At 52.9% G+C, this 25,197-nt stretch carries 44 protein-coding genes; 38 read left to right on the top strand and 6 right to left on the bottom strand.

Going from position 1 to position 25,197, the window contains the following annotated elements; translation table 11 throughout:
• Window positions 1–118: 118 nt before the first annotated feature.
• From bfd to zntR, 32 genes are all read left to right on the top strand, one after another.
• Window positions 119–313 carry a bacterioferritin-associated ferredoxin gene (gene bfd / locus EV102420_RS20480; protein ID WP_021265642.1) on the top strand — a complete coding sequence of 65 codons (195 nt, stop codon included), beginning with the start codon at window positions 119–121 and terminating at the stop codon, window positions 311–313.
• Between the two features lie 70 nt (window positions 314–383).
• A complete protein-coding gene (gene bfr / locus EV102420_RS20475; protein ID WP_021265641.1) occupies window positions 384–863 on the top strand; it encodes a bacterioferritin in 480 nt (159 codons plus the stop codon).
• Between the two features lie 299 nt (window positions 864–1,162).
• A complete protein-coding gene (rpsJ, locus tag EV102420_RS20470; RefSeq protein WP_001181005.1) occupies window positions 1,163–1,474 on the top strand; it encodes a 30S ribosomal protein S10 in 312 nt (103 codons plus the stop codon).
• 32 nt (window positions 1,475–1,506) lie between these two features.
• Entirely contained in the window at window positions 1,507–2,136 is a 630-nt protein-coding gene (gene rplC, locus EV102420_RS20465; RefSeq protein ID WP_042396049.1) for a 50S ribosomal protein L3, read from the top strand.
• 10 nt (window positions 2,137–2,146) lie between these two features.
• A complete protein-coding gene (gene rplD / locus EV102420_RS20460) occupies window positions 2,147–2,752 on the top strand; it encodes a 50S ribosomal protein L4 (protein ID WP_042396046.1) in 606 nt (201 codons plus the stop codon).
• Window positions 2,749–3,051, top strand: a complete 303-nt coding sequence (gene rplW / locus EV102420_RS20455) for a 50S ribosomal protein L23 (protein ID WP_000617546.1) — start codon at window positions 2,749–2,751, stop codon at window positions 3,049–3,051. The genes rplD and rplW overlap by 4 nt, the downstream gene beginning before the upstream one ends.
• A 17-nt stretch (window positions 3,052–3,068) precedes the next feature.
• On the top strand, window positions 3,069–3,890 hold the full coding sequence (gene rplB, locus EV102420_RS20450) for a 50S ribosomal protein L2 (protein WP_021265682.1): 822 nt from the start codon (window positions 3,069–3,071) through the stop codon (window positions 3,888–3,890).
• 16 nt (window positions 3,891–3,906) lie between these two features.
• Window positions 3,907–4,185, top strand: a complete 279-nt coding sequence (gene rpsS / locus EV102420_RS20445; protein WP_001138115.1) for a 30S ribosomal protein S19 — start codon at window positions 3,907–3,909, stop codon at window positions 4,183–4,185.
• 14 nt (window positions 4,186–4,199) lie between these two features.
• Window positions 4,200–4,532 carry a 50S ribosomal protein L22 gene (gene rplV, locus EV102420_RS20440; RefSeq protein ID WP_002919773.1) on the top strand — a complete coding sequence of 111 codons (333 nt, stop codon included), beginning with the start codon at window positions 4,200–4,202 and terminating at the stop codon, window positions 4,530–4,532.
• Between the two features lie 17 nt (window positions 4,533–4,549).
• Window positions 4,550–5,248, top strand: coding sequence for a 30S ribosomal protein S3 (gene rpsC / locus EV102420_RS20435; RefSeq protein WP_006817277.1), 699 nt, complete (start codon window positions 4,550–4,552; stop codon window positions 5,246–5,248).
• A gap of 11 nt (window positions 5,249–5,259) precedes the next feature.
• Complete coding sequence (gene rplP, locus EV102420_RS20430; RefSeq protein WP_004926449.1) at window positions 5,260–5,670, top strand: 50S ribosomal protein L16; 411 nt, start codon at window positions 5,260–5,262, stop codon at window positions 5,668–5,670.
• Complete coding sequence (gene rpmC / locus EV102420_RS20425) at window positions 5,670–5,861, top strand: 50S ribosomal protein L29 (RefSeq protein ID WP_000644742.1); 192 nt, start codon at window positions 5,670–5,672, stop codon at window positions 5,859–5,861. Before rplP ends, rpmC begins: the two co-directional genes overlap by 1 nt.
• Complete coding sequence (gene rpsQ / locus EV102420_RS20420) at window positions 5,861–6,115, top strand: 30S ribosomal protein S17 (RefSeq protein ID WP_006178921.1); 255 nt, start codon at window positions 5,861–5,863, stop codon at window positions 6,113–6,115. The genes rpmC and rpsQ overlap by 1 nt, the downstream gene beginning before the upstream one ends.
• Before the next feature lie 163 nt (window positions 6,116–6,278).
• Window positions 6,279–6,650, top strand: a complete 372-nt coding sequence (gene rplN / locus EV102420_RS20415; RefSeq protein WP_000613954.1) for a 50S ribosomal protein L14 — start codon at window positions 6,279–6,281, stop codon at window positions 6,648–6,650.
• Between the two features lie 10 nt (window positions 6,651–6,660).
• Window positions 6,661–6,975: a 50S ribosomal protein L24 gene (rplX, locus tag EV102420_RS20410; protein WP_042396035.1), complete on the top strand. Its 315-nt coding sequence runs from the start codon at window positions 6,661–6,663 to the stop codon at window positions 6,973–6,975.
• Between the two features lie 14 nt (window positions 6,976–6,989).
• Window positions 6,990–7,529, top strand: a complete 540-nt coding sequence (rplE, locus tag EV102420_RS20405) for a 50S ribosomal protein L5 (protein ID WP_042396032.1) — start codon at window positions 6,990–6,992, stop codon at window positions 7,527–7,529.
• Window positions 7,530–7,543: 14 nt separating this feature from the next.
• Window positions 7,544–7,849, top strand: coding sequence for a 30S ribosomal protein S14 (gene rpsN, locus EV102420_RS21940; RefSeq protein ID WP_042396030.1), 306 nt, complete (start codon window positions 7,544–7,546; stop codon window positions 7,847–7,849).
• Between the two features lie 33 nt (window positions 7,850–7,882).
• Complete coding sequence (rpsH, locus tag EV102420_RS21935; RefSeq protein ID WP_042396027.1) at window positions 7,883–8,275, top strand: 30S ribosomal protein S8; 393 nt, start codon at window positions 7,883–7,885, stop codon at window positions 8,273–8,275.
• A 12-nt stretch (window positions 8,276–8,287) separates the two neighbouring features.
• A complete protein-coding gene (gene rplF, locus EV102420_RS21930; protein WP_042396022.1) occupies window positions 8,288–8,821 on the top strand; it encodes a 50S ribosomal protein L6 in 534 nt (177 codons plus the stop codon).
• A gap of 9 nt (window positions 8,822–8,830) precedes the next feature.
• Window positions 8,831–9,184 (top strand): 50S ribosomal protein L18, encoded by a 354-nt coding sequence (rplR, locus tag EV102420_RS21925; RefSeq protein WP_042396018.1) that lies wholly within the window; start codon window positions 8,831–8,833, stop codon window positions 9,182–9,184.
• 14 nt (window positions 9,185–9,198) lie between these two features.
• The gene (gene rpsE / locus EV102420_RS20380) at window positions 9,199–9,702 is read left to right on the top strand and encodes a 30S ribosomal protein S5 (protein ID WP_042396015.1); all 504 of its coding nucleotides are present in this window, start codon (window positions 9,199–9,201) and stop codon (window positions 9,700–9,702) included.
• 3 nt (window positions 9,703–9,705) lie between these two features.
• On the top strand, window positions 9,706–9,885 hold the full coding sequence (gene rpmD / locus EV102420_RS21920) for a 50S ribosomal protein L30 (protein WP_042396012.1): 180 nt from the start codon (window positions 9,706–9,708) through the stop codon (window positions 9,883–9,885).
• Between the two features lie 3 nt (window positions 9,886–9,888).
• Entirely contained in the window at window positions 9,889–10,323 is a 435-nt protein-coding gene (gene rplO, locus EV102420_RS20370; RefSeq protein ID WP_039076819.1) for a 50S ribosomal protein L15, read from the top strand.
• 7 nt (window positions 10,324–10,330) lie between these two features.
• Window positions 10,331–11,662 (top strand): preprotein translocase subunit SecY, encoded by a 1,332-nt coding sequence (gene secY, locus EV102420_RS20365; RefSeq protein ID WP_042396006.1) that lies wholly within the window; start codon window positions 10,331–10,333, stop codon window positions 11,660–11,662.
• 30 nt (window positions 11,663–11,692) lie between these two features.
• The gene (gene rpmJ / locus EV102420_RS21760) at window positions 11,693–11,809 is read left to right on the top strand and encodes a 50S ribosomal protein L36 (protein WP_000868187.1); all 117 of its coding nucleotides are present in this window, start codon (window positions 11,693–11,695) and stop codon (window positions 11,807–11,809) included.
• A 146-nt stretch (window positions 11,810–11,955) separates the two neighbouring features.
• The gene (gene rpsM / locus EV102420_RS20360; protein ID WP_042396003.1) at window positions 11,956–12,312 is read left to right on the top strand and encodes a 30S ribosomal protein S13; all 357 of its coding nucleotides are present in this window, start codon (window positions 11,956–11,958) and stop codon (window positions 12,310–12,312) included.
• Window positions 12,313–12,330: 18 nt separating this feature from the next.
• Window positions 12,331–12,720, top strand: coding sequence for a 30S ribosomal protein S11 (gene rpsK, locus EV102420_RS20355; protein ID WP_034899652.1), 390 nt, complete (start codon window positions 12,331–12,333; stop codon window positions 12,718–12,720).
• A gap of 33 nt (window positions 12,721–12,753) precedes the next feature.
• Entirely contained in the window at window positions 12,754–13,374 is a 621-nt protein-coding gene (gene rpsD / locus EV102420_RS20350; RefSeq protein ID WP_021265666.1) for a 30S ribosomal protein S4, read from the top strand.
• 25 nt (window positions 13,375–13,399) lie between these two features.
• Window positions 13,400–14,389 (top strand): DNA-directed RNA polymerase subunit alpha, encoded by a 990-nt coding sequence (locus EV102420_RS20345; protein WP_034461761.1) that lies wholly within the window; start codon window positions 13,400–13,402, stop codon window positions 14,387–14,389.
• Between the two features lie 40 nt (window positions 14,390–14,429).
• Window positions 14,430–14,816 carry a 50S ribosomal protein L17 gene (gene rplQ / locus EV102420_RS20340; protein ID WP_042395993.1) on the top strand — a complete coding sequence of 129 codons (387 nt, stop codon included), beginning with the start codon at window positions 14,430–14,432 and terminating at the stop codon, window positions 14,814–14,816.
• Between the two features lie 112 nt (window positions 14,817–14,928).
• Window positions 14,929–15,297 carry a DnaJ family domain-containing protein gene (locus tag EV102420_RS20335; protein ID WP_042395991.1) on the top strand — a complete coding sequence of 123 codons (369 nt, stop codon included), beginning with the start codon at window positions 14,929–14,931 and terminating at the stop codon, window positions 15,295–15,297.
• Window positions 15,298–15,299: 2 nt separating this feature from the next.
• Entirely contained in the window at window positions 15,300–15,731 is a 432-nt protein-coding gene (zntR, locus tag EV102420_RS20330; RefSeq protein WP_042395989.1) for a Zn(2+)-responsive transcriptional regulator, read from the top strand.
• Between the two features lie 54 nt (window positions 15,732–15,785).
• On the opposite strand, the gene mscL is transcribed toward zntR, so the two are convergent.
• The 5 genes from mscL to def all read right to left on the bottom strand — a co-directional run bounded on the left by mscL (window position 15,786) and on the right by def (window position 20,487).
• Window positions 15,786–16,199 carry a large-conductance mechanosensitive channel protein MscL gene (mscL, locus tag EV102420_RS20325; protein WP_042395988.1) on the bottom strand — a complete coding sequence of 138 codons (414 nt, stop codon included), beginning with the start codon at window positions 16,197–16,199 and terminating at the stop codon, window positions 15,786–15,788.
• Window positions 16,200–16,268: 69 nt separating this feature from the next.
• Complete coding sequence (gene trkA / locus EV102420_RS20320) at window positions 16,269–17,645, bottom strand: Trk system potassium transporter TrkA (protein ID WP_042395987.1); 1,377 nt, start codon at window positions 17,643–17,645, stop codon at window positions 16,269–16,271.
• Between the two features lie 22 nt (window positions 17,646–17,667).
• On the bottom strand, window positions 17,668–18,957 hold the full coding sequence (rsmB, locus tag EV102420_RS20315; RefSeq protein ID WP_042396054.1) for a 16S rRNA (cytosine(967)-C(5))-methyltransferase RsmB: 1,290 nt from the start codon (window positions 18,955–18,957) through the stop codon (window positions 17,668–17,670).
• A gap of 52 nt (window positions 18,958–19,009) precedes the next feature.
• Window positions 19,010–19,957: a methionyl-tRNA formyltransferase gene (gene fmt, locus EV102420_RS20310; RefSeq protein WP_042395986.1), complete on the bottom strand. Its 948-nt coding sequence runs from the start codon at window positions 19,955–19,957 to the stop codon at window positions 19,010–19,012.
• Window positions 19,958–19,977: 20 nt separating this feature from the next.
• The gene (gene def, locus EV102420_RS20305) at window positions 19,978–20,487 is read right to left on the bottom strand and encodes a peptide deformylase (RefSeq protein WP_042395985.1); all 510 of its coding nucleotides are present in this window, start codon (window positions 20,485–20,487) and stop codon (window positions 19,978–19,980) included.
• A gap of 129 nt (window positions 20,488–20,616) precedes the next feature.
• On the opposite strand from def, the gene dprA reads away from it, so the two are divergent.
• From dprA to EV102420_RS20275, 6 genes are read left to right on the top strand one after another with little or no spacing between them, the layout of a single operon-like run.
• The gene (gene dprA, locus EV102420_RS20300) at window positions 20,617–21,741 is read left to right on the top strand and encodes a DNA-protecting protein DprA (protein ID WP_042395984.1); all 1,125 of its coding nucleotides are present in this window, start codon (window positions 20,617–20,619) and stop codon (window positions 21,739–21,741) included.
• Window positions 21,713–22,186, top strand: a complete 474-nt coding sequence (gene smg, locus EV102420_RS20295) for a DUF494 family protein Smg (RefSeq protein WP_042395982.1) — start codon at window positions 21,713–21,715, stop codon at window positions 22,184–22,186. The genes dprA and smg overlap by 29 nt, the downstream gene beginning before the upstream one ends.
• A 26-nt stretch (window positions 22,187–22,212) precedes the next feature.
• The gene (locus EV102420_RS20290; protein WP_042395980.1) at window positions 22,213–22,767 is read left to right on the top strand and encodes a DNA topoisomerase family protein; all 555 of its coding nucleotides are present in this window, start codon (window positions 22,213–22,215) and stop codon (window positions 22,765–22,767) included.
• Window positions 22,760–23,332 carry an L-threonylcarbamoyladenylate synthase type 1 TsaC gene (tsaC, locus tag EV102420_RS20285; protein ID WP_042395978.1) on the top strand — a complete coding sequence of 191 codons (573 nt, stop codon included), beginning with the start codon at window positions 22,760–22,762 and terminating at the stop codon, window positions 23,330–23,332. Before EV102420_RS20290 ends, tsaC begins: the two co-directional genes overlap by 8 nt.
• A gap of 3 nt (window positions 23,333–23,335) precedes the next feature.
• Entirely contained in the window at window positions 23,336–24,154 is an 819-nt protein-coding gene (gene aroE, locus EV102420_RS20280; protein WP_042395974.1) for a shikimate dehydrogenase, read from the top strand.
• A complete protein-coding gene (locus tag EV102420_RS20275; RefSeq protein WP_042395971.1) occupies window positions 24,151–24,408 on the top strand; it encodes a DUF1488 family protein in 258 nt (85 codons plus the stop codon). Before aroE ends, EV102420_RS20275 begins: the two co-directional genes overlap by 4 nt.
• On the opposite strand, the gene EV102420_RS20270 is transcribed toward EV102420_RS20275, so the two are convergent.
• Entirely contained in the window at window positions 24,384–24,944 is a 561-nt protein-coding gene (locus tag EV102420_RS20270) for a gamma carbonic anhydrase family protein (RefSeq protein ID WP_042395969.1), read from the bottom strand. The genes EV102420_RS20275 and EV102420_RS20270 overlap by 25 nt on opposite strands.
• Window positions 24,945–25,197 lie beyond the last annotated feature (253 nt).

Genomic DNA, 25,197 nt, shown 5'->3' with positions numbered 1-25,197 from the left:
CTCTGAATAAAAAAAGGACGCTTCGGCGTCCTTTTTTACGTTCTGCTTTCAGCTCTCTGCTATTGTAATCATAACTATTCTCATTTACACTCTGCGCATAAATTGAACGGGAGTGATTATGTACGTCTGTCTGTGTAATGGGGTAAGTGATAAAACAATTCGCCAGGCCGTGCGCCAGTTCCGCCCCCAATCCTTTCAGCAGCTGCGTAAGTTTATCCCGGTAGGGAACCAGTGCGGCAAGTGCGTTCGCGCGGCCCGCGAGATTATGCAGAACGAGCTGATGCAAATTCCTGAATACCAGGAGATCGCATAAGCGAAAATCTTTTTTTGACATCCCGGTAGCGCCATCTACGCTTCACTTAGTGGAAGCGGAGGGACTAATAATGAAAGGTGATGTCAGAATCATAAGTTATCTCAATAAATTATTGGGAAATGAGCTTGTCGCAATCAATCAGTATTTTCTTCATGCCCGTATGTTCAAAAACTGGGGCCTTACCCGCCTCAACGACGTCGAATATCACGAATCCATAGATGAGATGAAGCACGCCGATAAGTACATCGAGCGTATTCTCTTTCTCGAAGGTATTCCAAACCTGCAGGACCTCGGCAAACTGGGGATCGGTGAAGACGTAGAGGAGATGCTGCGCTCTGACCTGAACCTGGAACTTGAGGGCGCTAAAGATCTGCGTGAGGCTATCGCCTATGCCGATAGCGTTCACGACTACGTCAGCCGCGATATGATGATAGAGATCCTCGCGGATGAAGAGGGGCACATCGACTGGCTGGAGACCGAGCTAGACCTGATAGCAAAAATTGGTCTGCAGAACTACCTTCAGTCGCAGCTCAGAGAGCAGGCGAAGTAGCCGCACCGTACAACGCATACTCCCGCATAATCGAACCCGCGGCCGGCAAACGGCGGCGGGTTTTTTTCTATCTGGTGCTTATTTTCTACACGACCCTTGCGTTAACGCCAGTTTTACGTATAATGCGCGGGCTTGTCTAATATAGACAGCGGTTCGATATGAACCACCGGTACTGCGTAAGCGATACCAGACAATGTTCCCAATTGGGGAACTCTGTAAGAACGGTTACACTCTCCCATCAATCGTAATGGGTTTGAGGAGTAACTATTTCGTCTATAAATAATTGGAGCTCTGGTCTCATGCAGAACCAAAGAATCCGTATCCGTCTTAAAGCGTTTGATCATCGTCTGATCGATCAATCAACCGCGGAAATCGTCGAGACTGCCAAGCGCACTGGTGCGCAGGTTCGTGGTCCGATCCCGCTGCCGACCCGCAAAGAGCGCTTTACCGTTCTGATCTCTCCGCACGTTAACAAAGACGCGCGCGATCAGTACGAAATTCGCACTCACAAGCGTCTGGTTGACATCGTTGAGCCAACCGAGAAAACCGTTGATGCTCTGATGCGTCTGGACCTGGCTGCCGGTGTAGACGTGCAGATCAGCCTGGGTTAATCAGGTCATCGAGCGATTGAGAGGTTGATACAATGATTGGTTTAGTCGGTAAAAAAGTGGGTATGACCCGCATCTTCACTGAAGATGGCGTTTCTATCCCAGTAACCGTAATCGAAGTTGAAGCAAACCGCGTTACTCAGATCAAAGATCTGGCTAACGACGGCTACCGTGCCGTTCAGGTCACTACCGGTGCTAAAAAAGCTAACCGTGTAACCAAGCCTGAAGCAGGTCACTTTGCTAAAGCTGGCGTTGAAGCTGGCCGTGGTCTGTGGGAATTCCGTCTTGCTGAAGGCGAAGAATACACCGTAGGTCAGGACATTAGCGTTGAGCTGTTTGCTGACGTTAAAAAAGTTGACGTAACCGGTACCTCTAAAGGTAAAGGTTTCGCCGGTACCGTTAAGCGCTGGAACTTCCGTACCCAGGACGCGACTCACGGTAACTCCTTGTCTCACCGCGTTCCGGGTTCTATCGGTCAGAACCAGACTCCGGGCAAAGTGTTCAAAGGCAAGAAGATGGCAGGTCAGCTGGGTAACGAACGTGTAACTGTTCAGAGCCTGGACGTAGTACGTGTTGACGCTGAGCGCAACCTGCTGCTGGTTAAAGGTGGTGTTCCGGGTGCGACCGGTTGCGACCTGATCGTTAAACCAGCTGTGAAGGCGTAAGGGGATAGCAATGGAATTAGTATTGAAAGACGCGCAAAGCGCGCTGACTGTTTCCGAAACTACCTTCGGTCGTGATTTCAACGAAGCGCTGGTTCACCAGGTTGTTGTTGCTTATGCAGCTGGTGCTCGTCAGGGTACTCGTGCTCAGAAGACTCGTGCTGAAGTAACTGGTTCCGGCAAAAAGCCGTGGCGTCAGAAAGGTACCGGCCGTGCGCGTTCAGGTTCTGTTAAGAGCCCGATCTGGCGTTCAGGTGGCGTGACCTTCGCTGCGCGTCCGCAGGACCACAGTCAAAAAGTTAACAAAAAGATGTACCGCGGCGCGCTGAAAAGCATTCTGTCCGAGCTGGTACGTCAGGATCGTCTGATCGTTGTCGAGCAGTTCTCTCTGGAAGCGCCGAAAACCAAGCTTCTGGCTCAGAAACTGAAAGACATGGCTCTGGAAGATGTGCTGATCATCACCGGTGAGCTGGACGAGAACCTGTTCCTGGCCGCACGTAACCTGCACAAGGTTGACGTACGTGACGCAGCAGGTATCGACCCGGTTAGCCTGATCGCCTTCGACAAAGTCGTAATGACTGCTGAGGCTGTTAAGCAAGTTGAGGAGATGCTGGCATGATTCGTGAAGAACGTCTGCTGAAGGTGCTTCGTGCGCCGCACGTTTCTGAAAAAGCGTCTACCGCGATGGAAAAAACCAATACCATCGTGCTCAAAGTTGCTAAAGACGCGACTAAAGCAGAGATCAAAGCTGCTGTGCAGAAACTGTTTGAAGTCGAAGTCGAAGTCGTTAACACCCTGGTTGTTAAAGGGAAAGTTAAACGTCACGGACAGCGTATCGGTCGTCGTAGCGACTGGAAAAAAGCTTACGTCACCCTGAAAGAAGGCCAGAACCTGGACTTCGTTGGCGGCGCTGAGTAAGTCGGAGGAGTAATACAATGGCAGTTGTTAAGTGTAAACCGACATCTCCGGGTCGTCGCCACGTTGTTAAAGTGGTTAACCCTGAGCTGCATAAGGGCAAACCTTTTGCTCCGCTGGTTGAAAAAAACAGCAAATCCGGTGGTCGTAACAACAATGGTCGTATCACCACTCGTCACATCGGTGGCGGCCATAAGCAGGCTTATCGTATTGTTGACTTCAAACGCAACAAAGACGGTATCCCAGCGACTGTTGAACGTCTTGAGTACGATCCGAACCGCTCCGCGAACATCGCGCTGGTTCTGTACAAAGATGGCGAACGCCGTTACATCCTGGCCCCTAAAGGCCTGAAAGCTGGCGACCAGATTCAGTCTGGCGTTGATGCTGCAATCAAAGCGGGTAACACCCTGCCGATGCGCAACATCCCGGTTGGTTCTACCGTTCATAACGTAGAAATGAAACCAGGTAAAGGCGGTCAGCTGGCGCGTTCTGCTGGTACTTACGTTCAGATCGTTGCGCGCGACGGTGCTTATGTCACCCTGCGTCTGCGTTCTGGTGAAATGCGTAAAGTCGAAGCAGACTGCCGCGCTACCCTGGGCGAAGTTGGCAATGCTGAGCATATGCTGCGCGTTCTGGGTAAAGCAGGTGCTGCACGCTGGCGTGGTGTTCGTCCTACCGTTCGCGGTACTGCGATGAACCCAGTCGACCACCCACATGGTGGTGGTGAAGGTCGTAACTTTGGTAAGCACCCGGTAACTCCGTGGGGCGTTCAGACCAAAGGTAAGAAGACCCGCAGCAACAAGCGTACTGATAAATTTATCGTACGTCGCCGTAGCAAATAATTTTAGAGGATAAGCCATGCCACGTTCTCTCAAGAAAGGTCCTTTTATTGACCTGCACTTGCTGAAGAAGGTAGAGAAAGCGGTGGAAAGCGGAGACAAGAAGCCCCTGCGCACTTGGTCCCGTCGTTCAACGATCTTTCCTAACATGATCGGTTTGACCATCGCTGTCCATAATGGTCGTCAGCACGTTCCAGTCTTTGTTTCCGACGAAATGGTTGGTCACAAACTGGGTGAATTCGCACCGACTCGTACTTATCGCGGCCACGCTGCTGATAAAAAAGCGAAGAAGAAATAAGGTAGGAGGAAGAGATGGAAACTTTAGCTCAACATCGCCATGCTCGTTCTTCTGCTCAGAAGGTTCGCCTTGTTGCTGACCTGATTCGCGGTAAGAAAGTGTCGCAGGCCCTGGACATCCTGACCTATACCAACAAGAAAGCTGCGGTATTGGTTAAGAAGGTACTGGAATCTGCCATTGCTAACGCTGAACACAACGATGGCGCTGACATTGACGATCTGAAAGTTGCGAAAATTTTCGTAGACGAAGGCCCGAGCATGAAGCGCATTATGCCGCGTGCGAAAGGTCGTGCAGATCGCATCCTGAAGCGCACCAGCCACATCACTGTGGTTGTGTCCGATCGCTGAGACTCTGGAGACTAGCAATGGGTCAGAAAGTACATCCTAATGGTATTCGCCTGGGTATTGTAAAACCATGGAACTCAACCTGGTTTGCGAACACCAAAGAATTCGCTGACAACCTGGACAGCGATTTTAAAGTACGTCAGTACCTGACTAAGGAACTGGCTAAAGCGTCTGTATCTCGTATCGTTATCGAGCGTCCGGCTAAGAGCATCCGTGTGACCATTCACACCGCTCGCCCGGGTATCGTTATCGGTAAGAAAGGCGAAGACGTAGAAAAACTGCGCAAGGTCGTAGCGGATATCGCTGGCGTTCCTGCACAGATCAACATCGCCGAAGTGCGTAAGCCTGAACTGGACGCAAAACTGGTTGCTGACAGCATCACTTCACAGCTGGAGCGTCGTGTGATGTTCCGCCGTGCAATGAAGCGTGCTGTACAGAACGCAATGCGTCTGGGCGCTAAAGGTATCAAAGTTGAAGTTAGCGGCCGTCTGGGCGGCGCGGAAATCGCACGTACCGAATGGTACCGCGAAGGTCGCGTTCCGCTGCACACACTGCGTGCGGACATCGACTACAACACCTCTGAAGCGCACACCACCTATGGTGTAATCGGCGTTAAGGTATGGATCTTCAAAGGTGAGATCCTGGGTGGTATGGCTGCTGTTGAACAACCGGAACCGGCTGCTCAACCTAAAAAGCAGCAGCGTAAAGGCCGTAAATAAGGAGCGTCGCTATGTTACAACCAAAGCGTACAAAATTCCGTAAAGTGCACAAAGGCCGCAACCGTGGTCTGGCGCAGGGTACGGATGTTAGCTTCGGCACTTTCGGTCTGAAAGCTGTTGGCCGTGGTCGTCTGACTGCCCGTCAGATCGAAGCAGCACGTCGTGCAATGACCCGTGCAGTTAAGCGTCAAGGTAAGATCTGGATCCGTGTATTCCCGGACAAACCGATCACTGAGAAGCCGCTGGAAGTTCGTATGGGTAAAGGTAAAGGTAACGTGGAGTATTGGGTTGCCTTGATTCAGCCAGGTAAAGTCCTGTATGAAATGGACGGTGTTCCTGAAGAGCTGGCCCGTGAAGCATTCAGCCTGGCAGCAGCGAAACTGCCGATTAAAACCACCTTTGTAACTAAGACGGTGATGTAATGAAAGCAAAAGAGCTGCGTGAGAAGAGTGTTGAAGAGCTGAACACCGAGCTGCTGAACCTGCTGCGTGAGCAGTTCAACCTGCGTATGCAGGCAGCAAGTGGCCAGCTGCAACAGTCTCACCTGTTGAAGCAAGTGCGTCGTGACGTCGCACGCGTTAAGACTTTACTGACTGAGAAGGCGGGTGCGTAATGACCGATAAAATCCGTACTCTGCAAGGTCGCGTCGTTAGCGATAAAATGGAGAAATCCATGGTTGTTGCTATCGAACGTTTTGTGAAACACCCGATCTACGGTAAATTCATCAAGCGTACGACCAAGCTGCACGTACATGACGAGAACAACGAATGTGGTATCGGCGACAAGGTTGAAATCCGTGAATGCCGTCCACTGTCCAAGACTAAGTCCTGGACGCTGGTTCGCGTTGTAGAGAAAGCCGTTCTGTAATACAGTACGCTCTCTCAAGATAGACGGTCCAGCAATGGACCGTTTATTTTTTCTACCCATACGCAGAAAGCGGTGTTATAATGCCGCGCCCTCGATATGGGGCTTTTTAATGACCCGAGATTTTGGGTCCCAAAGTAGTAGTTGACATTAGCGGAGCACTGAAATGATCCAAGAACAGACTATGCTGAACGTCGCCGACAACTCCGGTGCACGTCGCGTAATGTGTATCAAGGTTCTGGGTGGCTCGCACCGTCGCTACGCAGGCGTAGGCGACATCATCAAGATCACCATCAAGGAAGCAATTCCGCGTGGTAAGGTCAAAAAAGGTGATGTGCTGAAGGCGGTAGTGGTGCGCACCAAGAAGGGTGTTCGTCGCCCGGACGGTTCTGTCATTCGCTTCGATGGTAATGCATGCGTTATTTTAAACAATAACAGTGAGCAGCCTATCGGTACGCGTATTTTTGGGCCGGTAACTCGTGAACTTCGTAATGAAAAGTTCATGAAAATTATCTCTCTGGCACCAGAAGTACTCTAAGGAGCGAATCATGGCAGCTAAAATCCGTCGTGATGACGAAGTTATCGTGTTAACCGGTAAAGATAAAGGTAAGCGCGGTAAAGTAAAAAATGTTCTGTCTTCCGGCAAAATCGTCGTTGAAGGTATCAACCTGGTCAAGAAACACCAGAAGCCGGTTCCGGCTCTGAACCAGCCAGGTGGCATCGTTGAGAAAGAAGCAGCTATTCAGATCTCTAACGTTGCAATCTTCAATGCGGCAACCGGCAAGGCTGACCGTGTAGGCTTTAGATTCGAAGACGGCAAAAAAGTCCGTTTCTTCAAGTCTAACAGCGAAACTATCAAGTAATTTGGAGTAGTACGATGGCGAAACTGCATGATTACTACAAAGACGAAGTAGTTAACAAACTCATGACTGAGTTTAGCTACAATTCTGTCATGCAAGTCCCTCGGGTCGAGAAGATCACCCTGAACATGGGTGTTGGTGAAGCGATCGCTGACAAGAAGCTGCTGGATAACGCAGTAGCTGACCTGGCAGCAATCTCCGGTCAAAAACCGTTTGTCACCAAAGCACGCAAATCTGTTGCAGGCTTCAAAATCCGTCAGGGCTATCCGATCGGCTGTAAAGTAACTCTGCGTGGCGAACGCATGTGGGAGTTCTTTGAGCGCCTGATCACTATTGCTGTACCGCGTATCCGTGACTTCCGTGGCCTGTCCGCTAAGTCATTCGATGGTCGTGGTAACTACAGCATGGGTGTCCGTGAGCAGATCATCTTCCCAGAAATCGATTACGACAAAGTCGATCGTGTACGTGGTTTGGATATTACCATTACCACTACCGCGAATTCTGATGAAGAAGGCCGTGCTCTGCTGGCTGCCTTTGACTTCCCGTTCCGCAAGTAAGGTAGGGTTACTTAATGGCTAAGCAATCAATGAAAGCACGCGAAGTAAAGCGCGTAGCTTTAGCTGATAAATTCTTCGCTAAACGCGCTGAACTGAAAGCTATCATCTCTGATGTGAACGCTTCCGACGAAGATCGTTGGAATGCAGTTCTGAAGCTGCAGACTCTGCCGCGTGATTCCAGCCCGTCTCGTCAGCGTAACCGCTGCCGTCAAACTGGTCGTCCGCACGCTTTCCTGCGGAAGTTCGGGTTGAGCCGTATTAAGGTCCGTGAAGCCGCTATGCGCGGTGAAATCCCGGGTCTTAAAAAGGCTAGCTGGTAATTGTCACCAATTGAATCACGGGAGTAAAGACAGATGAGCATGCAAGATCCGATCGCGGATATGCTGACCCGTATCCGTAACGGTCAGGCCGCGAACAAAGCTGCGGTCACCATGCCTTCCTCCAAGCTGAAAGTGGCAATTGCCAACGTGCTGAAGGAAGAAGGTTTTATTGAAGAATTTAAAGTTGAAGGCGACACCAAGCCTGAACTGGAAGTGACGCTTAAGTACTTCCAGGGCAAAGCTGTTGTAGAAAGCATTCAGCGTGTCAGCCGCCCAGGTCTGCGCATCTATAAGAAAAAAGATGAGCTGCCGAAAGTTATGGCGGGTCTGGGTATCGCAGTTGTTTCTACCTCTAAAGGTGTTATGACTGATCGTGCAGCGCGCCAAGCTGGTCTTGGTGGCGAAATTATCTGCTACGTAGCCTAATCGGAGGAAAAAATGTCTCGTGTTGCTAAAGCACCGGTCGTTGTTCCTGCCGGCGTTGATGTAAAAATCAACGGTCAGGTTATTACGATCAAAGGTAAAAACGGCGAGCTGACTCGTACTCTCAACGATGCTGTTGAAGTGAATCATGCAGATAATGCACTGACCTTCGGTCCGCGTGATGGTTACGTAGATGGTTGGGCTCAGGCTGGTACCGCGCGTGCCCTGCTGAATTCAATGGTTATCGGTGTTACCGAAGGCTTCACTAAGAAGCTGCAGCTGGTTGGTGTAGGTTATCGTGCAGCAGTCAAAGGGAATGCAGTAAACCTGTCTCTGGGTTTCTCGCATCCTGTTGAGCATCAGCTGCCAGCGGGGATCACCGCAGAATGTCCGACTCAAACTGAAATCGTGCTGAAAGGCGCTGATAAGCAGATGATCGGTCAGGTTGCAGCAGATCTGCGCGCCTACCGTCGTCCTGAGCCTTATAAAGGCAAGGGTGTTCGTTACGCCGACGAAGTCGTGCGTACCAAAGAGGCTAAGAAGAAGTAAGGTAACACTATGGATAAGAAATCTGCTCGTATCCGTCGTGCGACCCGCGCACGCCGCAAGCTCCAGGAGCTGGGTGCAACTCGCCTGGTGGTACATCGTACCCCGCGTCATATTTACGCACAGGTAATTGCTCCGAATGGTTCTGAAGTTCTGGTAGCTGCTTCTACTGTAGAAAAAGCTATCGCTGAACAACTGAAGTTCACCGGAAACAAAGACGCCGCTGCAGCTGTGGGTAAAGCTGTTGCAGAACGCGCTCTGGAAAAAGGCATCAAAGATGTTTCTTTTGACCGTTCCGGGTTCCAATATCATGGTCGTGTCCAGGCACTGGCAGATGCTGCCCGTGAAGCTGGCCTTCAGTTCTAAGGTAGAGGTGTAAGATGTCTCACATCGAAAAACAAGCTGGCGAACTGCAGGAAAAGCTGATCGCGGTTAACCGCGTATCTAAAACCGTAAAAGGTGGTCGTATTTTCTCCTTCACAGCTCTGACTGTAGTAGGCGATGGTAACGGTCGCGTTGGTTTTGGTTACGGTAAAGCGCGTGAAGTTCCAGCAGCGATCCAGAAAGCGATGGAAAAAGCCCGTCGCAACATGATTAACGTCGCGCTGAACCACGGCACCCTGCAGCACCCGGTTAAAGGTGTGCACACGGGTTCTCGTGTATTCATGCAGCCGGCTTCAGAAGGTACCGGTATCATCGCCGGTGGTGCAATGCGCGCCGTTCTGGAAGTCGCTGGGGTTCATAACGTTCTGGCTAAAGCCTATGGTTCCACCAACCCGATCAACGTGGTTCGTGCAACTATCGACGGCCTGGAAAATATGAATTCTCCAGAAATGGTCGCTGCCAAGCGTGGTAAATCCGTTGAAGAAATTCTGGGGAAATAAGCCATGGCAAAGACTATTAAAGTTACTCAAACCCGCAGTGCAATCGGTCGTCTGCCGAAACACAAGGCAACGCTGCTTGGCCTGGGTCTGCGTCGTATTGGTCACACCGTAGAACGCGAGGATACTCCCGCTGTTCGTGGTATGGTTAACGCGATTTCCTTCATGGTTAAAGTTGAGGAGTAAGAGATGCGTTTAAATACTCTGTCTCCGGCCGAAGGCTCTAAAAAGGCGGGTAAACGCCTGGGTCGTGGTATCGGTTCTGGCCTCGGTAAAACCGGTGGTCGTGGTCACAAAGGTCAGAACTCTCGTTCTGGCGGTGGCGTACGTCGCGGTTTCGAGGGTGGTCAGATGCCTCTGTACCGTCGTCTGCCGAAATTCGGTTTCACTTCGCGTAAAGCAATGATCACGGCAGAAGTTCGTCTGTCCGATCTGGCTAAAGTAGAAGGCGACGTAGTTGACCTGAACACGCTGAAAGCGGCAAACATTATCGGTATCCAGATCGAGTTCGCGAAAGTGATCCTGTCTGGTGAAGTTTCTACTCCGGTAACTGTTCGTGGCCTGCGTGTTACTAAAGGCGCTCGTGCTGCTATCGAAGCTGCTGGCGGTAAAATCGAGGAATAAGTAGCAGATGGCTAAACAACCGGGATTAGATTTTCAAAGTGCCAAAGGTGGCTTAGGCGAGCTGAAACGCAGACTGCTGTTTGTAATCGGTGCGCTGATTGTGTTCCGTATTGGCTCTTTTATTCCGATCCCTGGTATTGATGCCGCTGTACTTGCCAAACTGCTTGAGCAACAGCGAGGCACCATCATTGAGATGTTTAACATGTTCTCTGGTGGTGCTCTCAGCCGAGCTTCAATCTTTGCGCTGGGCATTATGCCGTATATTTCGGCCTCTATTATTGTCCAGCTGCTGACGGTGGTTTACCCACCGCTGGCAGAGCTGAAGAAAGAAGGGGAGTCTGGTCGTCGTAAGATCAGCCAGTACACCCGTTACGGCACTCTGGTGCTGGCAATATTCCAGTCGATCGGTATTGCTACCGGTCTACCGAATATGCCTGGTATGCAGGGCCTGGTAATGAATCCAGGCTTTGCATTCTATTTCACCGCTGTTGTAAGTCTGGTCACAGGAACAATGTTCCTGATGTGGCTCGGCGAACAGATTACTGAACGTGGTATCGGCAACGGTATCTCGATCATTATCTTCGCTGGTATCGTTGCGGGACTCCCGCCAGCCATTGCCCATACGATCGAGCAAGCGCGTCAAGGCGACCTGCACTTCCTCCTGTTGCTGTTGGTTGCAGTATTAGTATTTGCAGTGACGTTCTTTGTTGTGTTTGTTGAACGTGGTCAACGCCGCATTGTGGTAAACTACGCGAAACGCCAGCAGGGTCGTCGTGTCTATGCTGCACAGAGCACACATTTACCGCTGAAAGTGAATATGGCGGGGGTAATCCCGGCAATCTTCGCTTCCAGTATTATTCTGTTCCCAGCGACCATCGCGTCATGGTTCGGGAATGGTACTGGTTGGAACTGGCTGACAACAATTTCGCTGTATTTGCAGCCTGGGCAACCGCTTTATGTGTTACTCTATGCGACTGCAATCATCTTCTTCTGTTTCTTCTACACGGCGTTGGTTTTCAATCCGCGTGAAACAGCAGATAACCTGAAGAAGTCCGGTGCATTTGTACCAGGAATTCGTCCGGGAGAACAAACGGCGAAGTACATCGATAAAGTAATGACCCGCCTGACTCTGGTCGGTGCGCTCTACATTACCTTTATCTGCCTGATCCCGGAGTTCATGCGTGATGCAATGAAAGTACCGTTCTACTTCGGTGGAACCTCACTGCTCATCGTTGTTGTCGTGATTATGGACTTTATGGCTCAAGTGCAAACTCTGATGATGTCGAGTCAGTATGAGTCTGCATTGAAGAAGGCGAACCTGAAAGGCTATAGCCGCTAAAGGTCGCTCGAGAAGTTACGGAGAGTAAAAATGAAAGTTCGTGCTTCCGTCAAGAAATTATGCCGTAACTGCAAAATCGTTAAGCGTGATGGCGTCATCCGTGTGATTTGCAGTGCCGAGCCGAAGCATAAACAGCGCCAAGGCTGATTATTTCGCATATTTTTCTTGCAAAGTTGGGTTGAGCTGGCTAGATTAGCCAGCCAATCTTTTGTATGTCTGTACGTTTCCATTTGAGTATCCTGAAAACGGGCTTTTCAGCATGGGGCGTACATATTAAATAGTAGGAGTGCATAGTGGCCCGTATAGCAGGCATTAACATTCCTGATCAGAAACACGCCGTAATCGCATTAACGTCGATCTACGGTGTCGGCAAGACCCGTTCTAAAGCCATTCTGGCTTCTGCGGGTATCGCTGAAGATGTTAAGATCAGTGAGCTGTCTGAAGAACAAATCGACACGCTGCGTGACGAAGTTGCCAAATTTGTCGTTGAAGGTGATCTGCGCCGTGAAGTTAGCATGAGCATCAAGCGCCTTATGGATCTTGGTTGCTATCGCGGTTTGCGTCATCGTCGTGGTCTGCCAGTGCGCGGTCAGCGTACTAAGACCAACGCACGTACCCGTAAGGGTCCGCGCAAACCGATCAAGAAATAATCGGGGTGATTGAATAAAATGGCAAAGGCACCAGTTCGTGCACGTAAGCGTGTAAGAAAACAAGTCTCTGACGGCGTGGCTCATGTCCATGCTTCTTTTAACAACACCATCGTAACTATTACCGATCGTCAGGGTAATGCGCTGGGTTGGGCAACAGCCGGTGGTTCCGGTTTCCGTGGTTCTCGCAAATCTACTCCGTTCGCAGCTCAGGTTGCAGCAGAGCGTTGCGCTGACGCCGTAAAAGAATACGGTATCAAGAATCTGGAAGTTATGGTTAAAGGTCCGGGTCCAGGCCGCGAATCTACTATTCGTGCTCTGAACGCCGCTGGTTTCCGCATCACTAATATTACTGATGTGACTCCGATCCCTCATAACGGTTGTCGTCCGCCGAAAAAACGCCGCGTATAACGCTGTCGTTTCCAGGTTTGTTGGAGAAAGAAAATGGCAAGATATTTGGGTCCTAAGCTCAAGCTGAGCCGTCGTGAGGGCACCGACTTATTCCTTAAGTCCGGCGTTCGCGCGATCGATACCAAGTGTAAAATTGAACAAGCTCCTGGCCAGCACGGTGCGCGTAAACCGCGTCTGTCTGACTATGGTGTACAGTTGCGTGAAAAGCAGAAAGTTCGCCGTATGTACGGTGTTCTGGAGCGTCAGTTCCGTAACTACTATAAAGAAGCAGCTCGTCTGAAAGGCAACACGGGTGAAAACCTGCTGGCTCTGCTCGAAGGTCGTCTGGACAACGTAGTATACCGTATGGGCTTTGGCGCAACTCGCGCGGAAGCACGTCAGCTCGTTAGCCATAAAGCAATCATGGTAAACGGCCGCGTTGTTAACATCGCTTCTTATCAGGTAACTCCGAATGACGTAGTTAGCATCCGTGAGAAAGCCAAAAAGCAATCTCGCGTGAAGGCCGCTCTGGAGTTGGCTGAGCAGCGTGAAAAGCCAACCTGGCTGGAAGTTGATGCTGGCAAGATGGAAGGTACGTACAAGCGCAAGCCTGAGCGTTCTGATCTGTCTGCGGACATTAACGAACACCTGATCGTCGAGCTTTACTCCAAGTAAAGCTTAGTACCAAAGAGAGGACACAATGCAGGGTTCTGTGACAGAGTTTCTAAAACCGCGCCTGGTAGATATCGAGCAAGTGAGTTCGACGCACGCCAAGGTGACCCTTGAGCCTTTAGAGCGTGGCTTTGGCCATACTCTGGGTAACGCACTGCGCCGTATTCTGCTCTCATCGATGCCGGGTTGTGCGGTGACCGAGGTTGAGATTGATGGTGTACTACATGAGTACAGCACCAAAGAAGGCGTTCAGGAAGATATCCTGGAGATCCTGCTCAACCTGAAAGGGCTGGCGGTGAGAGTTCAAGGTAAAGATGATGTTATTCTTACCCTGAATAAATCTGGCATTGGCCCTGTGACTGCAGCCGACATCACCCACGACGGTGATGTCGAAATCGTCAAGCCGCAGCACGTGATCTGCCACCTGACCGATGAGAACGCATCTATTAGCATGCGTATCAAAGTTCAGCGCGGTCGTGGTTATGTGCCGGCTTCTGCCCGAATTCATTCGGAAGAAGATGAGCGCCCAATTGGCCGTCTGCTGGTTGACGCATGCTATAGCCCTGTAGAGCGTATTGCCTACAATGTTGAAGCAGCGCGTGTAGAGCAGCGTACCGACCTGGACAAGCTGGTCATCGAAATGGAAACCAACGGCACAATCGATCCTGAAGAGGCGATTCGTCGTGCGGCAACCATCCTGGCAGAACAACTGGAAGCTTTCGTTGACTTACGTGATGTACGTCAGCCGGAAGTGAAAGAAGAGAAACCAGAATTCGATCCGATCCTGCTGCGCCCTGTTGACGATCTGGAATTGACTGTCCGCTCTGCTAACTGCCTTAAAGCAGAAGCTATCCACTATATCGGTGATCTGGTACAGCGTACCGAGGTTGAGCTACTTAAAACGCCTAACCTGGGTAAAAAATCTCTTACCGAGATTAAAGACGTGCTGGCCTCACGTGGTCTGTCTCTGGGCATGCGCCTGGAAAACTGGCCGCCGGCAAGCATTGCTGACGAGTAACCGGATCACAGGTTAAGGTTTTACTGAGAAGGATAAGGTCATGCGCCATCGTAAGAGTGGTCGTCAACTGAACCGCAACAGCAGCCATCGCCAGGCTATGTTCCGCAATATGGCAGGTTCACTGGTTCGTCATGAGATCATCAAGACGACCCTGCCTAAAGCGAAAGAGCTGCGCCGCGTAGTTGAGCCGCTGATTACTCTTGCCAAGACTGATAGCGTAGCTAATCGTCGTCTGGCATTCGCCCGTACTCGTGATAACGAGATCGTGGCAAAACTGTTTAACGAACTGGGCCCGCGTTTCGCGAGCCGTGCCGGTGGTTACACTCGCATTCTGAAGTGTGGCTTCCGTGCAGGCGACAACGCTCCGATGGCTTACATCGAGCTGGTTGATCGTTCTGAATCGCAAGCAGAAGCTGCTGCAGAGTAATCTGTAGCAACATAAAAAGACCCGCTTCGGCGGGTTTTTTTATTTCTCTCATCCCTCCCTCCTCGTCCTGCTAAAATACCCCTGAACCTACGTTCATTCCCCGGAGTCGACTATGTGGTTACTCGATCAGTGGGCAGAGCGCCATATTCGTGATGCCCAGCAACAAGGTGAATTTGATAATCTTCCCGGTAGCGGTGAGCCGCTGCGACTTGATGATGACGCGCATGTCCCTCCTGAACTGCGGGCGGCTTACCGGCTTCTGAAGAATGCCGGCTGTTTGCCCCCGGAGCTGGCCCAGCGTAAAGAGGCCATGGCGCTGGCCGATTTGTTAAAAACGGTACAGCGGGATCATCCTGACTATCACGAGCTCAGCCGTAGATTAGCCCTGCTTGAACTACAACTGCGTCAGGCTGGCTTAAACACCGACTTTTTGCGCGGTGAGTATGCCGACAAGCTGATGAAAAAAATGGGCGAGGAGTAACGATGTATCGAATTGGAGAGCTGGCAAAGCTCGCAGAGGTAACGCCTGACACCGTTCGCTATTATGAAAAGCAGCAGATGATGGATCATGAGGTGCGAACCCAGGGCGGTTTCCGTCTCTATACCGACGGCGATCTTCAGCGGCTGAAGTTTATTCGTCATGCACGGCAGCTAGGGTTTACCCTGGAATCGATCCGCGAGCTGCTGTCGATCCGTATCGATCCCGAGCACCATACCTGTCAGGAGTCAAAAAGCATTGTTCAGTCTCGCCTAAGCGAGGTTGAAGCCCGGATTGAAGAGTTGCAGGTGATGCGCCGCTCCCTTCAGCGACTTAATGACGCCTGCTGCGGCACGGCTCATAGCAGCGTTTACTGTTCGATTTTGGAAGCGCTGGAGCAGGGCGGAATAAAGAGTGCAGGTAAGAAAGGGTGTTAATACTGTAAAAGGCCAGCGGCAAAAGCGTTATTCACCTTTGCCGCTGACTTTCTGTTAAGGACGGCCGTTCTGCTCTTTAAGCAGATCGCGGATCTCGGTCAGCAGCAACTCCTCTTTAGAGGGGGCCGGTGGCGCTTTAGGTTCTTCTACTTTCTTCTGATGAAGCCGGTTAATCAGCTTAATCGCCATAAAGATCGCAAATGCCACGATCAGAAAATCGAAAATGTTCTGAATAAATACGCCGTAGTGCATGATAACCGGTGGAAGATCACCCTGCGCAGGACGCAGCGTCCACGCGAACTGTTTAAAATCGACGCCGCCGATCAGCAGGCCGAGGGGAGGCATAATGATATCGGCAACCAGCGACGAGACAATTTTACCGAACGCCGCACCAATGATGACCCCGACGGCCAGATCGATAACGTTGCCGCGCATGGCGAAAGCGCGAAACTCTTTTAACAAACTCATTTGATTCTCCTTATGCCAAAGACCCACTAAGTCTAACAAAGGTCTCTTTAATTTCCATTTCCTGGGCTATTACAGGAAGAACGGGCTGGGTTGGAACAGCCGTTCTACATCGGTAATAAACTTTTTATCCGTCAGGAACATAATGACGTGATCGCCCTGCTCAATACGTAAATTATCGTTAGCAATCATGACGTCGTTACCACGCACAACCGCCCCGATGATCGTGCCCGGCGGCAGCTTGATCTCATCAATCACCCGACCTACGACGCGGGAGGTGCTCTCATCACCGTGCGCCACGGCCTCAATCGCCTCGGCAACGCCCCGGCGTAGAGAGGAGACGCCCACGATATCTGCCTTACGCACGTGGCTCAGCAATGCAGAGATCGTCGCCTCCTGTGGTGAGATGGCGATATCAATGACGCTCCCCTGCACGAGGTCAACATAGGCGCGGCGCTGGATCAGCACCATCACTTTTTTCGCCCCCATACGCTTGGCCAGCATGGCGGACATAATGTTGGCTTCATCGTCGTTGGTGACGGCAATGAAAAGATCTACCTGATCGATATGCTCTTCCGCCAGCAGCTCCTGATCCGACGCATCCCCGTAGAAGACGATCGTGTTTTGCAGCTTCTCGGCGAGATCCGCCGCCCGGCGCTGATCGCGCTCGATCAACTTAACGCTATAGTCTTTCTCCAGCTGGCTTGCCAGCCCTGCGCCAATGTTGCCCCCGCCCACCAGCATGATGCGCTTGTAGGGTTTTTCCAGACGCTGGAGTTCGCTCATGACTGCACGAATATGCTGTGATGCGGCGATGAAAAACACCTCATCGCCAGCTTCAACAATGGTCGATCCCTGCGGGCGGATCGGCCTGTCGTGACGGAAGATAGCCGCAACCCGAGTGTCGATATGTGGCATATGCTCGCGCATAATCGAAAGGGCGTTACCCACCAGCGGACCGCCGTAGTAGGCTTTCACCACCGCCAGGCTCACTTTACCTTCGGCAAAGTTAACGACCTGCAATGCGCCAGGGTACTCAATCAGGCGATAGATGCTATCGATGACCAGCTGTTCGGGCGCGATCAGATGATCGATAGGGACGGCATCGGTATTAAATAGCTTATCTGCATCGCGCACGTAGTCAGGCGCGCGAATACGTGCGATGCGGTTCGGCGTATTAAACAGCGAGTAGGCGACCTGGCAGGCCACCATATTGGTTTCATCGGAGCTGGTGACGGCAACGAGCATATCCGCATCGTCAGCGCCCGCCTCGCGCAAAACGCGAGGGTGCGAACCGTGACCCTGAACAACTCGCAGGTCAAATTTATCCTGCAACATGTGCAGGCGATCGCCATTGATATCAACAACGGTAATGTCATTGTTTTCACCGACCAGGTTTTCGGCCAGCGTGCCGCCAACCTGTCCTGCACCCAGAATGATTATCTTCATCAGCTGCGACCCGTCATCTCAATCACTGTTTGATTAGCTTAGCGTAATAGAAGCCGTCACCTTCTTCCGCGCCGGGAAGATTTTGCTGCCCCGGCTGCGCTGGCGTACCCGTACCGCTCAGCTGCGCATCCGGCGTACGCTTGAGGAACTCGGCAATCTGCAGGCTGTTCTCCTCCGGGAGAACGGAGCAGGTGGCATACACCAGGGTACCGCCCGGTTTCAGGTGCGACCAGATGGCATCCAGAATAGCGGACTGCAGCTGGACCAGCTCCGGGATATCACGATCCCGGCGCAACCACTTGATATCCGGATGGCGGCGGATCACCCCGGTCGCTGAGCAGGGGGCATCAAGGAGAATACGATCGAACTGCTGGTCACCGCACCACTGGGCAGGGAAACGACCGTCGCCCTGCTTAACCTGCGCCTTCATCCCCAGACGCTTCAGGTTATCGTAGACGCGGGAGAGGCGCTGCTCGTCAACATCAACCGCCAGCACGTTGGCTTCAGGCGCCACTTCCAGGATATGGGTTGTTTTACCCCCCGGCGCGGCGCAGAGATCGAGGATCTGCTCGCCGTTTTGCGGCTGCAGAAAATTCATGCAGCCCTGGGCCGAGGCGTCCTGTACCGTCACCCAGCCCTGATCGAAGCCGGGCAGGGCCTGCACAGGGGCAGGGGAGGCGAGACGCACGGCATCGGGATAGTCGCTATGCGGAAAACCCTGCTGACCGGAGGCCTCCAGCAGCGCTAGCCAGGCATCGCGGGAATGGTGGTTGCGGTTCACGCGTAGCCACATCGGCGGACGCAGGTTGTTAGCCTCAACGATACTCTCCCACTGCTGCGGGTAGGCTTTTTGCAGGCGCGTAAGCAGCCAGCCAGGGTGTAAAAAACGGCTTTCGCTGGTGGCAAACTCTGCCAGCAGCGGCTCCTGCTGACGCTGGAACTGGCGCAGCACGCCGTTGATCAGGCCTTTGAGCTGCGGACGTTTAATCGCTACCGCCCCCTCTACCGTTTCGGCTAATGCAGCGTGCGGCGGAACACGGGTATAGAGCAGCTGATAAAATCCAACCATGATCAGATAGTGAAGGGTGCGCTGCTTGCCGGTCATCGGACGGGACATCAATTTATTGATGAGCCATTCCATTTGGGAGAGCGTGCGCAGCACGCCGAAGCACAACTCCTGGAGCAGGGCTTTATCTTTATCCGAGACTTTCTGTTGCAGGGCAGGGAGGACGTTACTTAGCGACTGCCCCTGCTCAACAACCTGTTCGATGGCCTGCGCTGCCATGCTGCGTAAATTGATTGTTTTTTTCATAACCGCAAAAATAAAAATGCCCGGCAACACCGGGCGTTAAAGGTAGGGGCCGTCAGGCCAGACGGTGGCCGGGAATAAACCATTCGCGACGGGAGTTCAGAAGATCCTGCGCGCTCATCGCTTTTTTACCTGCTGGCTGCAGCGACTCCAGATTCAGAATGCCGTCAGCGGTCGCAACCTGAATACCCTGTTTATTGGCATCAACAATCGTGCCAGGCTCGGCGCGGGTCTGCTGGTTAATCACCGACGCCTTCCAGACTTTCACCGGCTGCTCGTCGATCTCCAGCCAGCTCATCGGCCATGGATTAAAGGCCCGGATGCAGCGTTCAAGCTGCGCCGCAGAGAGCGACCAGTCGATGCGCGCTTCCTCTTTGCTGAGCTTTTCAGCATGGGTGACGAGCGCCTCATCCTGTACCTGTGGCTGGGCAGTGCCCTGAGCCAGCTGGGCCAGGGTTTCGATTAACCCCTGCGGGCCAAGCTCGGCGAGCTTATCGTAGAGCGAGGCGCTGGTATCGTCGGCGGTAATTGGACAGGCAAGCTTGTAGAGCATATCACCGGTGTCCAGCCCCACGTCCATCTGCATAATGGTAACGCCCGTTTCGGCATCTCCCGCCCACAGCGAACGCTGAATGGGAGCCGCCCCACGCCAGCGCGGCAGCAGAGAACCGTGAACGTTAATGCAGCCGAGGCGCGGCATATCCAGTACCGCCTTCGGCAGGATTAAGCCATAGGCAACGACGACCATGACGTCAGCGTTGAGATCGGCAACCAGCTGCTGGTTCTCCTGCGGGCGCAAAGATGCTGGCTGAAAGACAGGTAGGCCTTTCGCTTCAGCCAACACCTTTACCGGACCCGGCATCAGTTTTTTACCGCGCCCGGCGGGCCTGTCTGGCTGGGTAAAGACGCCAACCACCTGGTGTCCGGATGACAGCAGCGCGTCGAGATGACGCGCGGCAAAGTCAGGCGTACCGGCAAAAATAATACGTAGTGAATCCGACACGTTGATCCTTTTGGCTTCGGTTATGCACGCCCGTTCAGGCGGTCCAGTTTTTCCACTTTCTGGCGAATGCGCTGACGCTTCATCGGCGACAGGTAGTCGATAAACAGTTTGCCGACCAGGTGATCCATTTCATGCTGAATGCAGATAGCCAGCAGGCCATCGGCTTCCAGCTCAAAGGATTTACCTTCGCGATCGAGGGCGCGAATTTTTACTTTTTCCGCCCGTGGAACCAGCGCGCGCTGCTCAGGGATTGACAGACAACCCTCTTCAATACCGGTCTCACCGCTCTTTTCCAGCAGTTCTGGGTTAATGAGCACCAGCTGCTCGTCGCGGTTTTCAGAGACGTCGATAACAATAATACGCTGGTGGATATCTACCTGCGTGGCGGCAAGGCCAATACCCTCTTCGGCGTACATCGTTTCAAACATATCATCAACGATGCGCTGAATTTCTGCATTCACTTCTTTTACCGGCGCAGCGACTTTGCGAAGCCGCTCGTCCGGAATATGTAACACGTGCAAAACTGACATAAATACCCAGGAGTTGTGTTCAGGAGTTGAAAAGATCGTTACCTCTATTCTAGACAAATCCCCCTCCGATTGACAGCATCAGTGACCAATCGCAAAGATTGCAACCGCCCCGTGTGGCAAGGGACAAGGATGACTTTGACAGAGATTTGGCTACGCCTGATCCACCTCGGCGAGCTCTACGGCGAACGGATGCTGGAGGTCGCACAATTTTTAGCATCTCACCCCCATCCCGACGCAAAAACGCTTTCGCTTGCGGGGCTGACGGCAAAACAGAGCGCGCGATTTTTCGCTGTCTCTACCCGTGATGTCGACAGCGCGCTTGCGTGGCTGGCGCTGCCAGGGCATCACCTGCTGCTGGCGAGCGATGCGGATTACCCGCCAGCGCTGCGCGCCATTGCCGATTTTCCCGGGGCGCTGTTTGTGAAGGGGGATGTCAACCTGCTCACCACCCCGCAGCTGGCCGTAGTGGGTAGCCGAGCAAACTCATGGTATGGCGAGCGCTGGGGACGCCACTTTTGCGAACACCTCGCGGCATATGGCTTAACGATTACCAGCGGGCTGGCGTTAGGCATTGACGGGATTGCCCATCGGAGCGCGCTGCGCGGCAGCGGCAAGAGCCTTGCGGTGCTGGGTAACGGTCTGCAACAGGTCTATCCCCACCGACATGCTACCCTGGCGGCGCAGCTTATTGATGCCGGTGGCGCGCTGGTATCAGAGTTTCCGCTGGCAGCGCTGCCCAGACCGGGTAACTTTCCCCGGCGTAACCGCATTATTAGTGGCCTTAGCCAGGGCGTGCTGGTGGTGGAAGCTGCTTTGCGTAGCGGCTCCCTGGTGACCGCCCGCTGCGCAATGGATCAGGGGCGGGACGTCTTTGCGCTGCCCGGCGCGTTGGGTAGCCCCGGTAGCGAAGGCCCTCACTGGCTGATCCAGCAGGGTGCGACGCTGGTCACCACCCCGGAGGAGATCCTCGAAAATCTAGCCCCTGGTTTACGCTGGCTACAAAATGCACGCGAAAAACCAATTTATTCGTCAGAACACCAAGCGGCGGCATTGCCATTTCCTGAGCTCCTGGCTAACGTAGGAGATGAGGTAACACCTGTTGACGTCGTCGCTGAACGTGCCGGCCAACCTGTGCCAGTGATTGTGGCCCAGCTACTCGAACTGGAGTTAGCAGGATGGATCGCAGCTGTACCCGGCGGCTATGTCCGATTAAGGAGGGCAAGCCATGTTCGACGTACTAATGTATTTGTTTGAGACTTATATCCACAATGAAGCAGAACTGCGTGTGGATCAGGACAAACTTGAACGGGACCTCACTGACGCCGGTTTTGACCGTGAGGATATCTACAACGCGCTACTGTGGCTGGAGAAGCTTGCTGACTATCAGGAAGGCCTCGCCGAACCGATGCAGCTTGCCTCAGACCCTCTCTCCCTGCGTATTTATACTGCAGAAGAGTGTGAACGGCTGGATGCCAGCTGCCGGGGTTTCCTGTTATTCCTCGAGCAGATTCAGGTGCTAAACCTCGAAACACGAGAAATGGTGATTGAGCGCGTGCTGGCGCTGGATACGGCAGAGTTCGAGCTGGAAGACCTCAAGTGGGTCATCCTGATGGTGCTCTTCAATATCCCAGGGTGTGAAAATGCCTATCAGCAGATGGAAGAATTACTCTTTGAAGTGAATGAAGGTATGCTGCACTAACTATCGTCGCAGCATCAAGAGTTGTTATGGCCAAATCAGCACTGTTTTCGGTGTCTAATCAAGAGCCCTGCCCGCAGTGTGGGGCTCCGCTTGTTATTCGGACCGGGAAACGCGGGCCGTTTCTCGGTTGTTCTCACTATCCTGAATGTGACTATGTCCGCTCCCTGAAAAGCCAGGCCGACGGACATATCGTCAAGGTTCTGGAGGGGCAGCTGTGCCCACTTTGCCAGTCTGTGCTGGTGCTTCGCCAGGGGCGCTTCGGTATGTTTATTGGCTGTAGCCAATACCCGGAGTGCGCGCATACGGAAACAATCGATAAACCCGACGACACCGCTATTACCTGTCCACAGTGTAAGCAGGGCACCCTCGTCCAGCGACGTTCACGCTATGGCAAAACCTTCCACTCCTGCGATCGCTATCCGGAGTGCCAGTTCGTTATCAATTTTAAACCGGTAGCAGGCGAGTGCCCGACGTGTCACTACCCGCTACTGATAGAGAAGAAAACCGCGCAGGGCGTTAAATGCTTCTGTGCCAGTAAACAATGTGGAAAGCCGGTCACGGCGGAAAAGAACAGTGAATAATAACCTGCCCTCAGGCGCTATCGCGGATGCGGTAGCGGTACTGAATAGAGAAGACGTCATCGCCTATCCAACCGAAGCCGTTTTTGGCGTCGGCTGCGACCCCGACAGTGAAACGGCGGTTAACCGCCTTTTGGTACTAAAACAGCGTCCGGTAGAGAAGGGATTGATCCTTATCGCTGCCAGCTTTGAGCAGCTGAAACCTTATATAGATGAGCAGGCGTTGAATGATGCCCAGCGAGAAGCGGTATTTGCCTGCTGGCCTGGGCCGGTGACCTTCGTGTTCCCGGCAAAACCGACAACGCCGCGCTGGCTGACCGGGCGCTTCGACTCCCTGGCCGTACGGGTTACCGATCATCCGCTGGTGGTGGAGCTGTGTAAGACCTACGGCAAACCGCTGGTCTCTACCAGCGCTAATCTCACCGGGCTGCCGCCGTGCCGGACAAGCGAGGAGGTGCGTGCGCAGTTTGGCGATGCGTTCCCGGTTGTAGAAGGTGAAACAGGCGGGCGTGAAAATCCGTCTGAAATTCGTGACGCATTGACCGGCGAACGTTTTCGCCAGGGGTGATCTATGGAAACCTATGCCGTTTTTGGTAATCCCATTGCACACAGTAAATCGCCGTTTATTCATCAGCAGTTTGCTCAGCAGCTTCAGATTGCTCACCCTTACGGGCGCGTTCTGGCTCCCGTTGATGATTTTATTGCGACGCTAAATGCCTTTTTTGGTGCGGGTGGGAAGGGAGCGAACGTCACCGTCCCCTTTAAAGAAGAAGCCTTTGCCCGGGCGGATGAGCTGACGGAGCGCGCAGCGCTGGCCGGCGCGGTTAATACGCTCAAGCGTCTTGATGATGGCCGTCTGCTGGGAGATAACACTGACGGCATTGGCCTGCTTAGCGATCTGCAGCGGCTAGGCTTTATTAAACCAGGCTTTCGCATTCTGCTGATTGGTGCGGGTGGTGCGTCACGAGGCGTACTGCTGCCACTACTCTCCCTCGACTGCGCGGTGACCATAACCAACCGGACGTTCGCCCGTGCCGAAGAGCTGGCGACGCTGTTCGCCCATACCGGCAGCGTTAGCGCCGTAGCGATGAAGGATCTGGCCGGGCACGAGTTTGATCTTATTATCAATGCCACGTCCAGCGGTATCAGCGGGGAAACGCCGCAGATCCCTGACTCCCTGATAGATAGCCATAGCCACTGCTATGACATGTTCTACCAGAAGGGGGAGACGCCGTTTCTCCGCTGGTGTGAACAGCATGGTGCAAAACAGCGTGCGGATGGGTTGGGTATGCTGGTGGCACAGGCCGCTCATGCGGTACTGCTTTGGCATGGCGTACTGCCGGAAACCGCGCCGGTGATTGAGCGCCTCAAGCAAGAGCTGGCCGGGTGAACCAGGCGATTCACTTTCCCGATCGGGAAGCGTGGCATGACGAACTGCAGGCTGTCTGCTTCCCGGCGCTGGTTAACGGCATGCAGCTTAGCTGCGCGATTAAAGCCGAAACGCTGGCAAACCGGTTCGGCGGCGAGACGCCAGCCCAGTGGCTGGCGCTTTTTCAGGCGCATCGCTGGGATCTGGAAGAAGAGGCCGAGCAGCTGATCCAACAGCAGAAGGAGGACGATCAGGGCTGGGTGTGGCTCTCCTGAGCCTGATCCAGATAGTCGTCTTTCCACTTCACATAGTTATTGGCAGAGTACTTCAGCCCCTCGATCTCCGCCTCCGTCAGGGGGCGGATCTGTTTAACCGGACTGCCTAAATAGAGAAAGCCGCTCACCAGCCGCTTATTTTGCGGTACCAGGCTACCGGCGCCAATCATGACGTCATCCTCTACCACCACGCCATCCAGCAAAATAGATCCCATACCGACCAGCACTCTGTTACCCACCGTGCAGCCGTGCAGCATCACTTTATGCCCTACCGTCACGTCTTCACCAATAATGAGCGGATTCCCTTCCGGGTTATAGGACGATTTATGGGTCACGTGCAGCACGCTGCCATCCTGAATATTGCTACGAGCACCGATCTGCACGTAATTCACATCGCCGCGGATCGCAACCAGCGGCCAGATGCCGACGTCATCGGCTACTCTGACATCGCCGATCACGACGCTGGTGGCATCAACCATCACGCGTTGACCTATTTTAGGGTAGAGATCTTTATAAGAACGTAGAGCAGCAGACATAGTTACCTCGTCAAAACAGAAGTTATAGAGATGACTTTGGTAGCTTTAGAGGCCCGGCGCAAGCCCTTTACCCGCCAAAATTTAAGCAGATCGCATAGGATCTCAGCAGAAAGCGTGAAAAACAGACGGTCGGTAAAAAAGATCCAAAAAAGGCTTGTGCAAAAAAATGGGATCCCTATAATGCGCCTCCATCGAAACGGCAAACGTGAATCACTTCACGGAAACAGCCGGTCCGGTTGAAGAGAAAAAATCC

This window comes from Pseudescherichia vulneris NBRC 102420 (assembly GCF_000759795.1).
GTDB lineage: Bacteria > Pseudomonadota > Gammaproteobacteria > Enterobacterales > Enterobacteriaceae > Pseudescherichia > Pseudescherichia vulneris.
Note: the sequence above shows the minus strand (reverse complement) of the source record. Positions and strands in the feature narration are given on the sequence as shown.